Annotated in this window: 16 protein-coding genes and 1 pseudogene; 10 read left to right on the top strand and 7 right to left on the bottom strand. The window is 42.3% G+C overall.

What is annotated here, in order from left to right; translation table 11 throughout:
• Positions 1 to 94 precede the first annotated feature (94 nt).
• From ACE3PQ_RS06700 to ACE3PQ_RS06685, 4 genes and pseudogenes are all read left to right on the top strand, one after another.
• Positions 95 to 448, top strand: a complete 354-nt coding sequence (locus ACE3PQ_RS06700) for a RidA family protein (protein ID WP_374296345.1) — start codon at positions 95 to 97, stop codon at positions 446 to 448.
• Between the two features lie 165 nt (positions 449 to 613).
• A pseudogene (locus ACE3PQ_RS06695) lies at positions 614 to 2357 on the top strand (neutral/alkaline non-lysosomal ceramidase N-terminal domain-containing protein).
• A gap of 25 nt (positions 2358 to 2382) precedes the next feature.
• Positions 2383 to 3660, top strand: a complete 1278-nt coding sequence (locus tag ACE3PQ_RS06690; protein ID WP_374296343.1) for a D-arabinono-1,4-lactone oxidase — start codon at positions 2383 to 2385, stop codon at positions 3658 to 3660.
• Between the two features lie 29 nt (positions 3661 to 3689).
• The gene (locus ACE3PQ_RS06685; RefSeq protein WP_374296341.1) at positions 3690 to 4913 is read left to right on the top strand and encodes an alanine racemase; all 1224 of its coding nucleotides are present in this window, start codon (positions 3690 to 3692) and stop codon (positions 4911 to 4913) included.
• A 25-nt stretch (positions 4914 to 4938) separates the two neighbouring features.
• Here the strand turns inward: ACE3PQ_RS06685 and ACE3PQ_RS06680 are convergent, their stop codons facing one another.
• Both ACE3PQ_RS06680 and radC read right to left on the bottom strand, forming a co-directional pair.
• Positions 4939 to 5850 (bottom strand): bestrophin family protein, encoded by a 912-nt coding sequence (locus tag ACE3PQ_RS06680; RefSeq protein ID WP_374296339.1) that lies wholly within the window; start codon positions 5848 to 5850, stop codon positions 4939 to 4941.
• Between the two features lie 57 nt (positions 5851 to 5907).
• On the bottom strand, positions 5908 to 6630 hold the full coding sequence (gene radC, locus ACE3PQ_RS06675; protein WP_374296337.1) for a DNA repair protein RadC: 723 nt from the start codon (positions 6628 to 6630) through the stop codon (positions 5908 to 5910).
• A gap of 167 nt (positions 6631 to 6797) precedes the next feature.
• Between radC and coaBC the strand changes: the two genes are divergently transcribed.
• Entirely contained in the window at positions 6798 to 8063 is a 1266-nt protein-coding gene (gene coaBC, locus ACE3PQ_RS06670; RefSeq protein ID WP_374296336.1) for a bifunctional phosphopantothenoylcysteine decarboxylase/phosphopantothenate--cysteine ligase CoaBC, read from the top strand.
• A gap of 16 nt (positions 8064 to 8079) precedes the next feature.
• Here coaBC and ACE3PQ_RS06665 read toward each other — a convergent pair whose 3' ends face one another.
• The 5 genes from ACE3PQ_RS06665 to rsgA all read right to left on the bottom strand — a co-directional run bounded on the left by ACE3PQ_RS06665 (position 8080) and on the right by rsgA (position 11252).
• Positions 8080 to 8568, bottom strand: a complete 489-nt coding sequence (locus ACE3PQ_RS06665; RefSeq protein ID WP_374296334.1) for a hydrolase — start codon at positions 8566 to 8568, stop codon at positions 8080 to 8082.
• A gap of 166 nt (positions 8569 to 8734) precedes the next feature.
• On the bottom strand, positions 8735 to 9199 hold the full coding sequence (gene secB / locus ACE3PQ_RS06660; protein ID WP_092617665.1) for a protein-export chaperone SecB: 465 nt from the start codon (positions 9197 to 9199) through the stop codon (positions 8735 to 8737).
• A 123-nt stretch (positions 9200 to 9322) separates the two neighbouring features.
• On the bottom strand, positions 9323 to 9589 hold the full coding sequence (grxC, locus tag ACE3PQ_RS06655) for a glutaredoxin 3 (protein ID WP_374296332.1): 267 nt from the start codon (positions 9587 to 9589) through the stop codon (positions 9323 to 9325).
• 9 nt (positions 9590 to 9598) lie between these two features.
• Positions 9599 to 10033, bottom strand: coding sequence for a rhodanese-like domain-containing protein (locus ACE3PQ_RS06650; RefSeq protein ID WP_374296330.1), 435 nt, complete (start codon positions 10031 to 10033; stop codon positions 9599 to 9601).
• A gap of 91 nt (positions 10034 to 10124) precedes the next feature.
• The gene (gene rsgA / locus ACE3PQ_RS06645; RefSeq protein WP_374296328.1) at positions 10125 to 11252 is read right to left on the bottom strand and encodes a ribosome small subunit-dependent GTPase A; all 1128 of its coding nucleotides are present in this window, start codon (positions 11250 to 11252) and stop codon (positions 10125 to 10127) included.
• Between the two features lie 136 nt (positions 11253 to 11388).
• Between rsgA and orn the strand changes: the two genes are divergently transcribed.
• The 5 genes from orn (at position 11389) to ACE3PQ_RS06620 (ending at position 15357) form a co-directional block, all read left to right on the top strand.
• A complete protein-coding gene (orn, locus tag ACE3PQ_RS06640; RefSeq protein ID WP_374296326.1) occupies positions 11389 to 11940 on the top strand; it encodes an oligoribonuclease in 552 nt (183 codons plus the stop codon).
• A gap of 220 nt (positions 11941 to 12160) precedes the next feature.
• Entirely contained in the window at positions 12161 to 12892 is a 732-nt protein-coding gene (locus ACE3PQ_RS06635) for a Bax inhibitor-1/YccA family protein (RefSeq protein ID WP_374296324.1), read from the top strand.
• Positions 12893 to 13072: 180 nt separating this feature from the next.
• A complete protein-coding gene (locus ACE3PQ_RS06630) occupies positions 13073 to 13882 on the top strand; it encodes an enoyl-ACP reductase (protein ID WP_374296322.1) in 810 nt (269 codons plus the stop codon).
• 147 nt (positions 13883 to 14029) lie between these two features.
• Complete coding sequence (locus ACE3PQ_RS06625) at positions 14030 to 14398, top strand: zinc ribbon domain-containing protein YjdM (protein ID WP_374296321.1); 369 nt, start codon at positions 14030 to 14032, stop codon at positions 14396 to 14398.
• 35 nt (positions 14399 to 14433) lie between these two features.
• The gene (locus ACE3PQ_RS06620; RefSeq protein WP_374296319.1) at positions 14434 to 15357 is read left to right on the top strand and encodes a polyprenyl synthetase family protein; all 924 of its coding nucleotides are present in this window, start codon (positions 14434 to 14436) and stop codon (positions 15355 to 15357) included.
• Positions 15358 to 15452: the final 95 nt, after the last annotated feature.

The raw sequence follows: 15452 nt of genomic DNA, 5'->3' as shown, positions 1-15452 counted from the left end.
ACGTAAAATTTGATGGGTGTAGGCTTGTTGCGCCATGAGATGACTTGTTACCATGAGAGAAGATGATGATTAAAATGATTGGATATTTCTCAATATGACGGTACAACGCTTACACGTTTCAAAGCGCTTTTCAGAAGTGGCGATTTCAGGCAACTTGGTACATCTTGCAGGGCAGTTGGCAACTGATTTTGACTTAGACATCAAAGGACAGACTCAGCAGACTTTCGACATCATTGATCAGTTTCTTGCCGATGCAGGAACAGATAAAAGCAACATTTTATCTGTGACGATTTATCTTAAAAATATAGAACAGGATTATGTAGCTTTTAATGAAGTTTGGGATGCGTGGGTCGCTGATATTGAAGCATTGCCACGTACTTGTGTTGAAGCGAAACTTTATGACCCACGTGTTTTGGTGGAGCTCACTGTCGTTGCAGTGAAGCCTTAGCTTTTCAGGTCTTAGTTTTCTAGGTCTTAGTTTTTGGCATTATTTCTTGGAAGTCTTGATGAAATAGAGCGGAAATTTTATTTTTTCAAATCGTCGTGCTTTGTCAATATATAAGTAATTCATTCAGTTATGCTAGTCCCACAATAAAAATCAAAGAGGGATTAAATGCCAAAGAGTGGCTGGGCTAAACAAGAAATTCAAATCGAAGCAAAAAATTTGGCAATGTTCGGATACGGACAGATGTCACATCGTGCTACACAAAAACTTACCGCATTATTTGCACGTACGATCTTGATTACGGTCGATGCAGATCAGGGGATGGGAGGTGATCAACCAATCATTTTTTGTTGTTTAGATTTGGGCTGTATCACCTTTGCGATGCGAGATGGCATTGTTCAATCATTATCAAAATACACTTGGTTTGATCAAGAAAAACTGGTGTTGATGGCAACGCATACGCATTCTGCACCCGGTGGTTGTAGTTTTGATGCGTTGTACAATATGCCGACGCCAGGCTTTGTTGCAGAACATGTCGATTTGATTGTGCAAGCAACTGTGCAAAGTATTGCTGATGCGTATCACGCGATGGCAGATTGTGAGGTTCGAACAGCACAGAATACCTTTGCGACGCATATACCTGTGGCATGGAATCGCTCTTTAGATGCTTATAACCAAAACCCTGAAGTCACACAGCGGAAGTTGTCTGAAACCCATCTTGCTTTAGATCGTGAGATGAATGTATTGGGTATTTATCAGAATGATCAATTGTGTGCATTGATGTCATTGTTTGGGGTGCATGCGACCTGTTTGGGCAATCAGCTTGATGCTTATGATGGCGATAATAAGGGTTATGCTGCCGCAAGTACTGAGCAATACTTATCATTACAGAGCACAACATCACAGAGCTTGTCATCTCAAGGTGTGCTTTCGCCAGTGGCGATCTTTGCGCAATCTACAGCAGGGGACGTGTCGCCACATTTTCATGGTAAAGATCAGCTGAAAATCCGCAATAAAATTCAAGGTGAAGCGGAATATCAATATGCTGAGCGAAATGGTCAGTTGCAAAGTGAATGTGCTTTACAGGCGTTGAATCACTCGCAAGCGTTGTCGTTATCAAAAGTCAAAGCGGTGTTGCAATATATTGACCTGTCGAATGTCGATGTCGATGCTGAATTTAGCCGAGGAACTCAGGGTGCAAAAACCAGTCAACCTTGTCATGGTAGTGCATTTTTTGCAGGGACACCTGTCGATGGGCTGGGCACCGCAAAGCCCATCGTGATGGCAATGAATCTACTCTCTAATCAAGTTCGAAAAGCACGGTTGAATCCAAAGCATCCTCAGTTTGAAAAATATCAAGCCTTGTACGCATCACAAGGCAATAAGCCTATTGTACTTGAGGCAGGTGAAAAGAAAATATTAGGACAACGTTTAGATATTGCTCCGAGTTTCGTTGATCCTTTAATCGCTGAAATGAATCGACAATACCGAGTAGGTGCAATTCAACATAGCCAACTTGTCCCAACCATTGTCCCGATTCAGCTTGTACAGTTGGGTGGGATTACCATCGTATGTTGTGCAGGGGAAATTACCACAGTTGCAGGACAACGCCTTAAGCAAACGGTTGCCAAAGCTCTAGGTGCGCAATCGTCCGAAAAGACATGGCTGATCTCGTATTGCAATGACTATATGGGCTATGTCACGACCAATGAAGAATACCAACTTCAAGCCTATGAGGGTGGACATACACTGTATGGACAATGGACAATGGACATTGCAAACACGCTTTTCGACACTGGCACAGCAGGTGCGTTTAGAGAAAGTTGATCGCAAATATGATCAGAACTTGCGACCACTGATTCCACCCAAGCATGAGTTAGCAAAACGAACAAACAATATTTATAGTCAATAGCTATAGTCAATAATTACAGTCGAGGATGACAGTGATGACACAAACATGGAAGAATTGGTCGGGTAGTCAATCTGCAAAACCACAAGACATTTATTATCCTGATCGCATCAATGCCTTACAACAAATTGTGCAATGTCATTCAAAAATCCGAGTGGTCGGTGCGGGGCATTCTTTTAGTCCTTTGGTCGCAACTAATGATACGCTGATCTCACTGGACAATTTGCAAGGTTTAATTTCGCATGATAGATCGACTTGTCAAAGTCAATTGTATGCAGGGACACGCTTGTATGCTTTGGCAGATATGCTTCATCCTATTCAGCAAGCACTGATTAATCAAGGGGATATTGATCAGCAAAGCTTGGCAGGTGCAGTGTCTACAGGTACACATGGCACAGGGGCGAGTTTGCAATGTCTCTCGGCAATGCTTGCAGGATTTGAACTACTCACAGCTGATGGAGAACTACTTTGGTGTGATGCCGATGCACATACTGAGATTTTCAATTTAGGACGAGTGGCGTTGGGTAGCTTAGGCATTCTGACCAAAGTCACCATGCAAAACCGTCCTGCATATCGCTTATACGAACAACAGCGTTTATGCCCACTTCGTGAAGTCTTAGACAACATCATGACATGGAAAGATCAGCATCGACATGTTGAGTTTTGGGCATTTCTCCATGCAGATCAAGTGATTCTCAAAACATTGGATGATACGACAGACGAGATTTTGCCTAGAAAAGAACCATTCCCATCCGATGATACTATTCTGACTTTGTGCTGTGAGTTAGTTCGTTTGTTTCCCAAGTTGAATGCAACGCTTCAAAGCACATTAAAGTATTTTGTGAAGCCGACGCAGGCAGTCGATTGGTCAGGGAAAATTTTTCCAACGCCTCGCAATACACGGTTTAATGAAATGGAATATCAGATTCCAGTAGAGCAAGGTATTGCATGTTTTGAAGAAGTGTTGGCAACACTTCAACAACATCACGTACCGATGTTCTTTCCGATTGAGTTTCGTTTTGTCAAAGGTGATGATATTGCGCTCAGTCCTTTTTATGGGCGAGATTCGGTGTCGATTTCGATTCATCAATATCATAAACAAGATTATCAGCAGATTTTTTCATTGGTCGAACCAATATTTTTGAAATATCAAGGGCGACCACATTGGGGGAAATTGCATACGCAAACTGCAAAAACGTTGCAAAATCTCTATCCAAAATGGGATGAATTTCAGCACTTGCGTCAGCAACTCGATCCATCGCAAAAATGGTTAAATCCACATTTGCAAAATTTATTTTTAGATTAATCTTGGGTTGCGATAAGGAGATTTTGTAAATGCTTAAAAATAAGAAAAAGATCAATAAAACATATTTCCAAAAGCTTACTCAAGACTTGCAACAGCAGGGCACAGCGATGCCGCAGTTGATCGTCGATATAGATGCTTTGACACAGAATATTGGACAAGTTGTGCAGATGCTTGCTCGCTCTGAGACATTTAATTCGCAACAACTACAGCCACGCCTTGTAGTCAAATCTTTGGCTTGTATTGAGCTTCTACAAATTATTGTTAAGCAGTTTCAAACGCAGGGTTTAAGCTGTGATCGCTTTATGGTATTTCATGCCGTACACTTGGATGCAATACTGCAAGCTTTTCCTGATGCAGATATTCTGCTTGGTAAGCCGATGCCTGCAAAAGTCGTCACGGATTTTTATGCGCAGTTTCCACACTATCGGCAGTCAAATATTCAATGGCTTGTAGATAGCACAGCACGTCTTCAACAATATCTTGAGATTACTAAGCAGCAGAGTAAGCAATATAATTTACAGCTCAAAGTGAATATTGAAATTGATGTCGGTTTGCATCGTGGTGGCGTGACGACAGACGATGAGATGCGTCAGCTCTTAAAGTGCCTTACGGAAAATCCACAACATCTGCGATTCACGGGACTGATGGGTTACGATGCTCACGTTGCCAAGATTCCAACGATTTTGCAAAGTATGGATGAATCTTATCAACAGTCACAGACGACTTATCAAAACTATCAACAACTGATCAAAGCAGAATTTCCGACATTATGGCAAGAAGATTTATGCTTTAATGGCGCAGGCAGTCCGACGTTTGCACTGCATTGTCAGAGAACGGTCTGTAATGATATTTCCTTCGGGTCAATGTTGTTAAAGCCGAGTGATTTTGATTTAAAGACCTTACAAAATTTTCAGCCTGTCTTATGGATAGCGACACCAGTGTTGAAAGTATTGCCTTTTAGCCAAATTCCGGGCTTCCCGATGCTTGATCGTTTGCCACATCGCAAACAAGCGGTTTTTGTCTATGGCGGTTATTGGATGGCGGAATATCATTATCCACAAGGTACTGCGCCACATGCGCTATATGGGCGAAGCAGTAATCAGGAAATGGTACAGATTCCAAAAAATAGCGTAGCTGCAGATGATTATGTGTTTTTGCGACCACATCAGAGTGAGGCGGTTATTCCACAATTTTCTAGTTTATTCGCATATCAATCAGGTCAGTTTCAGCAATGGAAAACGCTACGAGAATAAGTTTTCTGAACCCAAATTAATTGATTTATAGCAAATTACTATTCACAGCTTGGATCGGCGCAGGGGTGGCTTTACCCAAACTACTGAGCAAATCAATTTCAATGGTGCGCACCATCGAGTCGAGCGGTAAGTCGTTACTTTGCGTACCAAATGGTTCTTCAATCTCTGAACTTAAGGCATCAAGCCCTAAGAAAGTATAAGCGAGAATACCCACCAAAATCGGCGTAGCAAGTCCTAAAACACTGCCTAAACTAAACGGCAACAAGAAACAGAAAAAATACACAGTACGATTGAGCAAAACAGAATAGGCATAAGGAATCGGCGTCGTGGCAATCCGATCACAACCTGTATGCACAAGACTCAGCTCATGCACGTGTTGATTCAATTGGGCATAAATAATGTCGCTAATTTCACCTTCTTTTAATGCTTGCATAAACTCCCACTGGATCAGACTCAGTGTGTACTGCGGTGCATTGACATGTTGCGAAAGCAAGCGAAATTGATTTTCACTCATTCCCGTGATTTCGTGCAGGCTCATCGGATTATTGGTTTCTTGGCGTAAGCGATCACGTAATACATTGGCAAAGACGATGATCTGTTGTACGGTGCGTTCACGACGTGCTTTGGACAGCACACGGCAATCACGGTCGAGATGTCGAGCTGTGGCAATCAAAATACCCCACAGTTTACGTGCTTCCCACCAACGGTCATAACATGCCGAATTTTTAAAACCCAAGAAGATCGAAAGCACCAAGCCGATCAAGGTAAATCCCATCAGTGGTAACTCAGGGAAATGATAAATATTGTTATATTCCAAGCCACCGACGATCGCCGATAGAAGCATTACTACACCTAAGGATGGCAAAATTTTTGGTAATAATGTGCCTTCCCAAGAGAAAAGCATTTTAAAGGTACTGGTGGTTTGGCGAATGATCATAATTAAAACATAGGAATTATCATGTAATCTAAGGCATTAAGCATATTACGACTGGATTTAATCCGCAATCATACCTTGCTCGGCAAAGGAGAAATATTCATTTTGACTAATAATAAAATGGTCAGACAGTTGCATATCAAGTAGTTTGCAGGCTTGCGCCAGTTTTGCAGTAAATTGTAAATCTTCGGGCGATGGCAGAGCGTGACCTTGCGGATGATTGTGCACCGCAATCAAATGATGTGCATGGTGATCTAAGGCATAGCGAATAATTTCTTGCGTTGAAACAGAGCATTGACTCAATGTACCGTGAAATAGGACTTTAAATTCAATAAATTGACAATGTTGATTGAGCAACAAAATCGCAAAAAGCTCTTGGCGTTCAGCGCGCAATTTCATCTTAAGAAAATCGACAATGAGTTGCACATTATCTAAAGATTCCACCGTTTGTAATTGCTCTTGTAAATAACGCTGAGCAAGCTCTTTACTGGCAAGCAATTGCGCCGATTTCCCCATGCCCATGCCTTTGAAAGCGATAATTTCCTCAGGTGTAGCATCAAGTATTTGCCGTAATCCACCAAAGTGATGCAACATCTGCCGAGCCATTTCTACTGCACTATGCTCTTTATAACCTGTACGTAGAAAGATCGCCAACAGTTCTGCATCAGAGAGTACATGACCGCCATGCTGTAATAATCGCTCACGAGGTTGTTCACCCGCAGGCCAATGTTTGATGGATTGTTTAGATGGTTGAAGTACGGTTAAATCATTTGATTTCGTCATTGTTTTACTTTGCTTTTTATCAATTATCGTGAAAAATTATGGCTTGGGCAATTGCTTATTTAATGCTATTGTGAGCGCCGTTGCAATGTTTTATAAAGCATGATTTATATAACACGATGTATCACGCATAATTTCACTGTGCTGATTTAGCAAGGATTAGGCTCGAAATGAAGCTCGAAGCAGAAGCGTTAAAAACTCGTCGTATCGTCCTCGGTGTTACTGGTGGCATTGCCGCCTATAAAAGCGCCATCTTGGTGCGTCGCTTAAAAGATTTTGGTTTTGACGTGCGTGTGGTGATGACCGAAGGCGCATTGGCGTTTATTACTCCGCTGACTTTCCAGGCTTTGTCGGGCAATCCTGTGCATACTGCGCTTCTCGATCCTGAGGCTGAAGCAGGCATGGGACATATTGAGCTGGCGCGCTGGGCGGATTTGTTATTGATCGCACCTGCCAGTTGCGATACCTTGGCGAAGTTTGCCAATGGCTTAGCGGATGACTTGCTCAGCACCTTATATCTTGCGACCAAAGCACCTGTCTGGGTTGCGCCTGCGATGAATCAGCAGATGTGGGCAGCCAACTCGACACAACGTAACCTGACCACATTGGTGCAAGATGGTGTGCATGTGGTGATGCCAGAAGCAGGCGAGCAAGCTTGTGGTGATGTCGGTCTAGGGCGCTTGGCTGAGCCTGAAGATATTGCGCAGTGGGTCAATGATTTCTTTGCCCAAGCTGAGCGTGAAATCTCAGAAAAATTCGGCTTACTCGCAGGGCAACATGTGGTGATCACCGCAGGACCAACTCGTGAAGCGATCGACCCAGTACGTTATATCTCCAATCATAGTACAGGGAAAATGGGCTTTGCCATTGCAGAAGCATGCTATGCGGCAGGAGCAGATGTGACTCTGATTTCTGGACCCGTGAGCCTTGATACACCAAACGGCGTAAGCCGTATCAAAGTGCAATCGGCACAAGAGATGCTCAAGCACAGCATGCAACTGGTGGAAAATGGTACGGATGTGTTTATCGCTACCGCTGCGGTAGCAGACTATCGTGTGGCGCAAGTTGCAGAGCATAAAATCAAAAAAGCAGGGGATGAGCTACAAGTCGCTTTGGTGAAAAACCCTGATATTGTGGCGACCATTGCACAATTGGATAAACGTCCATTTACTGTGGGTTTTGCGGCAGAAACGCAAAATGTTGAAGACTATGCACAAGGCAAACTGACTGCGAAAAAGTTGGATATGATCGCATGTAATGATGTATCACGTGCTGATATTGGTTTTGCCTCGGATGAGAATGCGATGGTGGTATTTTTTGCAGAGCAATATCAGATGCAGAAGCAAGAATTGGAAAAAGCCTCAAAGCATGAGATTGCCAAGCAGTTGGTTGAGGCGATTGCAAAAGCCTTGGATAAACATGTGCCTGTGTCTTAATTTGAAGCGTTGGACTTTAATTTTTTGAAGATAAAAGTGTTAATCTCAAAAGGCTAATTAAAGCGCCAAGCGTAAAGCTGATGATACAAAAATAGAAAATAGATGAGTAAGGCACCAGTCCCAAGAATGGATTGTCTAAGCTGAATGGAAAGAATGGGAACATATCAGCGTGCATCATCGCATCTAGAAAAACATGGCTAAAACTACCCAAGAATGCGCTGATGAGGGCGCATTGCCAAGAAATTTGCCAATGTGTGTAATGAAACCTTTTGAGTACCCATTCTGAAATTGGTTTTCCAAGAAATGTTGAAATAAGTCCAATAAGTAATGCACCAATCAGATTATGTGTATATAAATGAAGCGTTTGCCATTTTAGCAATATGCCGAATAATGGCTCTAAATCCATAAAGACTTGTGTGCCTGCAAAAATTAAGAAACTAAAACGATGATTGGCTACCGCTTTACAGCAAGTTGCAATACCCAGATGTAATGGTGTAAGTGGCATGATTTACTCAGGCTTTGAATTTTGAATTGTATTGACTATAAGCTGATGGCTTGAGCTTTATCTGAAGATTTGATGAAGAATCGAAGAAGTTTAGAATATTTTGTTGGCTTATATAAAAAACCACAGATTAGGCTGTGGTTTTCTGCATTAAAAACAACGTCAGTGCTTAGGCTTGACCTTCTGCATCCGCTTGCTGTTGCTGTGCACGTTGCATATTCGCCTCAAACTCAGCATCGAAGTTGATCGGACTAAGTAGTAGTTGTGGGAAGCTACCTTTACATACCAGATCATTCACCGCTTCACGAAGAAAAGGGAACAAGATGTTCGGGCAGTATGCGCCAAGAATGTATGGCATACGCTCTTGTTCTACATTTTCCACCAAGAAAATACCTGCTTGAGTGGTATCTGCGATAAATGCAGTTTCGCCACCATTTTTTGCAGTGACTACGACTTTCAACGCCACTTCATAATGGGTTGGATCGATTTGTTCCGCCGCAGAGGTAAGGTTGATGGACAACTCAGGTTGCCATTCTTTGGTAAATACGCTTGCCCCAGGCACTTCAAAAGAAGCATCTTTTAAGTAAATACGTTCTAATGCCAATTGTGGTTGTGCTTGTTGTTCTTCGCTCATTGTCTATTCCTATGTACATTGTTGAAGGATGAAGTAAATGCTTTATTTTAACTTGAACACATTGCGCTTCGGTGAATTTTAAATTCTAAAAGAAACACAATGTGATATTAAAACCTTTAAAAATTAAGAAGATGCGTTGAGTTTGCTATCCAGTTGACCATCACGCTCTAGCGCATACAACTGATCAAAGCCACCGATAAACTCATCATTGATAAAAATCTGTGGCACGGTGCGGTGATTGGTGCGTTGCATCAATTCGATACGCACTTCAGGTGCTTCGGTAGACAGGTTAATTTCTTTATATGCTACGCCTTTGCGCTCAAGAAGTTGCTTGGCACGAACACAATAAGGGCAGACCGAGGTTGAATAAACGATAACATTTGCTGTCATGTGATGCTCCTATTTGTGAGATTTGCTGTTTTTGCCTTCAGCCGTTTTGACTAATGGCAGACCTTGACCTTTCCAGTTCATGATGCCACCGTCCAAACGATAGCTGTCTGCATGACCGACTTTTTGCAAGGCTGTGCCTGCGACTTGACCAAGATTACAGATGAAGATCAGTGGACGATCACTGGCTTTGAGCTCCTCAACGTGTGCGTCGAGTTGGCTGTATGGAATATTGCGACTACCGCTGATATGACCTTGTTTAAAGTCTTTGCCATCACGCAGGTCGATTAACATTGCATTTTGTGCTTTGGTCAAAATGCCTAAAGATTGTGGGGAAATTTTGCGACCACTACGACGACTTTCCATCACAAAAAACAGGACCAGCAATACCCCTAAAATACCAAATAAAATGGGATGATTTCCCATAAACTCTAACCAACGTTCCACATTTCACCTTATGTCTTTTTCAAAAGCGAGCACAGTATAACGCATATATAGTGATGGAACAGCGAACTTCAAGCGTGCATGTCGAAATAGTCTAACTTTTTTCCGATTCGCTAGATTCATTGAGCAGACGAATCAAGCTATCCAAGCGACGTTGATCGACTTTGCCTTGTTCGGCAGCGAGTTGTAAGGCGCAGTTTTTTTCATTTTGATGAGTACAATTGCGGAATTGGCATTGTCCATAATAGTCATCAAACTCTGGAAATCCTGACAAAATCGCATCTTTGGACAAATGCCATAAGCCAAACTCACGAATCCCTGGTGAGTCGATAATTGCCGAGTTGTCATTGAATTGAATCAAACGGGTCGAGGTCGTCGTATGCTGACCCAATGCGGAGTTTTCCGAAATGATATTAGTTTTTTGCGCTGCATCAGGAATGATGGTGTTAATTAATGAGCTTTTACCGACACCTGATTGCCCAACGAACACCACCGTTTGCCCAGCAAATTTTTCCAGCAAATGCTTTGGATGGTATGGACTGTCTTCATCCGCTTCACTTTGGCTAATACACGTTTCATAGCCAAGATCCTGATATTGCTTTAATAATTGTAAAGTCGGTTCAGATTCGACTGAATCGGATTGTAACTGATTTGATTTTAACAAGTCGGCTTTATTAAGTACCAATAACGGTTGAATATCCGCATCGTGACACGCCACCAAATAGCGATCAATCAGCATCGCAGACGGCTCAGGCATCGGCGCAAAGACGATCACGATCAGGCTGACATTGGCTGCCACAGGTTTCAGTTTGTGATAGCGGTCAGGTCGGCTGAGCAGAGATGTACGTGGGTGAATGGCAGTGATCACGCCTAAACCCGTGTTGGGGTCGGCTTGCCAAGTGACGCGATCACCAGTCACCAAACTGTCGAGATTGGTTCGGGTATGACAACGCCAAATTTCCCCTAAAACGATTGGACGCCAAAAGGCTTCGCTTTCACCAGTTAAATTATTGTTGTTTAAATTTTCGGGTTGTTTTGGCTCTTGTTGCGGTTGTAGTTTCGGCAATGAGCAGACTTGCACTTCGAGCTGACGTCCGTAATGTTGCACTACCAAGCCTTCAATGTCGAAATCGACATCAAATTCTTCTTGACGGTTTTTTTGTTGCTTGGCGATACGACGTTGCTGTTGATCAGTCAAACGACGTTTACGGATTAAAGCCATCCACTTATTTCATTCAAAATATATAGATTGGCAAAAATACCACGAAGCGAAGACTTTCGCACAACGGAAAATCATTTTTTTTAGCCATAAGTTTGTTAGTATGTAAGGCTAAAATTTACAGATAAGCATATTATTCATGACGAGCACTGCTGATACACGTTTGATTTGGATTGATCTTGAGATGACTGGTTTGGATACCGACAATGATCAGATTATTGAGATAGCGACCATTGTCACCGATGGTGATCTTAACATTTTGGCAGAAGGTCCGATGCTTGCCATTCATCAGTCGGATACGGTGCTGAACGCCATGGACGAGTGGAATACCAAGCAACATGGTCAATCTGGACTCACCGCTCGTGTGCGTCGTAGTCAACTCTCAACACGTGATGCCGAAGTGCAGACTTTAGAATTCTTAAAAAAATGGGTCAACGCCAAAGCCTCGCCGATGTGCGGTAACTCGATTTGCCAAGATCGTCGTTTTATGCATCGTCTGATGCCTGAGCTTGAGCAATTTTTCCATTATCGCAATCTTGATGTGTCATCGGTGAAAGAGTTGGCGAAACGCTGGCGCCCTGAAATCATGAGTGGTTTGAAAAAAGATGCTTCGCATTTGGCACTCGATGATATTCGTGATTCGATCCGTGAGTTGAAATATTATCGTGAATACTTTTTTCGCATAGAATAAGTTGCGATAGTTAAATATTTTTAAAAATTCAAAGCATTACATTGTGCAAAATAAAGCTACACAGGGTCTATTTTTGTGTGTTAAATTAGCTTGTAATTAAAGTTATTTTATCAAACTCAATAGACTAGTTGTCTGAAAAAATGGCGAAAATGTCCATTAAACAGTTCACTTTAGTCCTTTTCGTATTAGATCAATACAGGATTTAAATAGGATAAAAATTATGCAAAGTAATAATCCAATTTTTACCCGAGCGGAAGTCTACGCTGATCGTGGCAACCCGATGACGGTTGAAGGTGCAGTACAAAAGTCGGTACTGATGACTGTGATTGCAGCTGTACTCGGTATTGCTTTCTACATCTTCTGTAACATGACGGGGAATAGCAGTATTGCGTTTGGCGGTTTAGTTGTCGGTGGTATTGGTTCTTTCGTTGTGGCTTTAATTGCGACTTTTAAGACCAATCTTGCACCGACGCTTGCCATTCCTTATGCCTTGCTAGAAGGTGTGTTCTTAGGTGGTATTTCGTTATTCTTTGAAGCTCGTTTCCCCGGTGTTGCTTCACAAGCCTTATTGGCAACATTTATCACGGCATTGACCATGTTTGCGTTGTACCGCACAGGTATTATCCGTGCGACGGCAAAGTTTAAAGCTGTTGTCATTTCGGCGACTTTTGCGATTTTGGCAGTGTTTGTGGTGCAGTGGATTATGGTGTTGGCATTCCAAAGCACCATTCCGGGATTGTTTGAAAGCACATGGTTAGGTATTGGTTTTGCGGCTTTTGTAGCGATTATTGCATCACTCAACTTGATCTTAGATTTTGATTTGATCGAAAATGGCGCAGCGAACGGCGCACCAAAAAGTTTTGAATGGTTATGTGGTATTGCGCTACTTGCAACATTGGTATGGATGTATATTTCATTCCTACGTTTGATTGGTTTGCTGAGTAGCGATTAATTTCAAATCAAATTGCAGCAAAATGAGAGCCTTGCATTTGCAGGGCTTTTTTATGCGTTGTTTTTCTGCTTTAAATAAGCAAAACAATTTTCAATAATTTTGGAAGATTTCAACCTTTACAGCATGTGGCATAGTTCGGCATCATACGGTTAATTTAAATATAATAGATTGGTGTAAAACATGAGTCACGGCTTACTCGCAGGAAAACGTTTTTTGATCGCAGGAGTTGCGAGTAAATTATCCATTGCCTATGGTATTGCACATGCTTTGCATCGTGAGGGTGCTGAGCTTGCTTTTACTTATCCCAATGAAAAGCTGAAAAAAAGAGTTGATGAGTTTGCTGCACAGCTTGGTTCAGATTTAGTTTTCCCATGTGATGTGGCAGACGATGCACAGATTGATCAAGCCTTTGCTGATTTGGCAAAGCATTGGGATGGTTTGGATGGTGTGGTGCATTCGATTGGCTTTGCACCTGCGGAAACTTTAGATGGCGATTTTACCGAAGTGACCAGTCGTGAGGGCTTTAAAATTGCCCATGATATTAGTGTATACAGCTTTATTGCGATGGCACGTGCGGCACGTCCGTTATTGACAGCACGTCAGGGTTGTTTGCTGACGCTGACTTATCAAGGTTCAGAGCGTGTTTTACCAAACTATAATGTTATGGGATTGGCTAAAGCTTCACTTGAAGCGAGTGTACGTTATCTTGCCTCAAGTCTTGGCGCAGAAGGCATTCGTGTCAATGCGATTTCTGCAGGACCTATTCGCACTTTGGCAGCTAGCGGGATTAAATCGTTCCGCAAAATGCTTGATGCCAATCAAAAAACTGCGCCATTACAACGTAATGTCACCATTGAAGAAGTCGGTAATGCGGCATTATTCTTATGCTCGCCGTGGGCGTCAGGGATTACAGGGGAAATTCTCTATGTCGATGGTGGCTTCAACACAGTGGGTATGAGTAGCGCACTCTTAGAAGATACTGGCGAATAAATTTTAAGAGTCTTAATACACAAACAAATTAGTACACAAACAAAAGCGCCTAAATCAAAACATGATTTGGGCTTTTTTATACGACTTTTAAAACATATACCACTATAATAACAATCTAAACATTCAAAAGATTGAGTTTACTCCGTTATGTCTTTAGACACCGCACTTCCTGCTTGCCCAAAATGTCAATCCACCTATACCTACGAAGACGCAGATCTATTGATTTGTCCAGAGTGTGCGTATGAATGGCGAGAGGGCGAGGCACTTGAAGCGACATCTAATGTGATTAAAGATGACCAAATTCAAGATGCTAATGGCAATGTGCTTAACGACGGTGATACGGTAACGGTGATTAAAGATTTAAAAATTAAAGGCTCATCCTCAGTGGTCAAAGTCGGTACCAAAGTCAAAAATATTCGTTTAATCACAGATGCATCGGATGGACATGATATTGATTGTAAAATTGATGGTATCGGTGCGATGAAACTTAAATCTGAATTTGTAAAAAATGCATAACTCAAAGCTATAGAGCTGATGTATAGAGTAGAACGATGACGATTCCTGAAGTATTAAAAAGTGCACAACAACAAATTCAAGTAGACTTGCAATTTTGTCTTGATCAATTTGCATTAACCAGCCCACTGAAAGAAGCAGTGCATCATGCGGTGATGCTTGGTGGAAAACGAGTTCGTCCTGCGTTATGTTATGCCAGTGCTGAGCTGAATGATTTAGAAAAAGATCCTAAACAATTCAATCCTGCGGTGCGTCGTGCGGCGGTGGCAGTCGAGCTGATTCATTGTTATTCATTGTGCCATGATGATTTGCCTTGTATGGACAATGATGCCTTGCGTCGAGGACAACCGACCTGTCATGTGGCTTTTGGTGAATCGACGGCGTTGTTGGCAGGTGATGTCTTGCAGTCGATGGCATTTGAAGTTTTAGGTAGTCGATTGTTTGAGGATATGCAGATTATCAGCAATACCGCAAATCATGATCGAATTCGTTTAAGACAGATGCAAATCCTCGCTACGGCAAGTAGCAAAATGGTCAATGGTCAAGTTATGGATTTGCAGGCTGAAGGCAAGTTGGTAGATCAAAATCATTTAGAGCAGATTCACCTGAATAAAACAGGTGCGCTCATTCAAGCAGCGATTATGATGGGCGCAGTGACGGTATTGCCAAAAGCAGATCAAGACTTCTCGGCACTGCGTCAGTTTGGTCGTGCGCTAGGGCTCGCTTTCCAAGTCCAAGATGATATTTTGGATATTACCGCAGACACCGAAGTGCTCGGGAAAACTGCAGGAAAAGATCAGCAAGTGGAAAAATCGACGTATCCTGCCTTGATGGGCTTAGACAATGCGCAACATTATGCGCAACAATTGCATGATCAAGCGATGGATGCGCTCAATCAAATGCAGGGCAATAAGCAGGCTTTACGAACCATTGCTGAGTTTTTGTTGACCCGACAAAGTTGAATTTTGGTTTTAAATTATTGGTGCCGAGTTTATCCAGTTTGGTCTAAACGTGTGCCCAAAGTTTCCAAATGGGTTGGAAATTGATCTGTATTTTT

Origin of the sequence: Acinetobacter sp., assembly GCF_041911495.1 — a bacterium.
Lineage (GTDB): Bacteria > Pseudomonadota > Gammaproteobacteria > Pseudomonadales > Moraxellaceae > Acinetobacter.
This window is presented reverse-complemented; position numbering and strand designations above follow the sequence as displayed.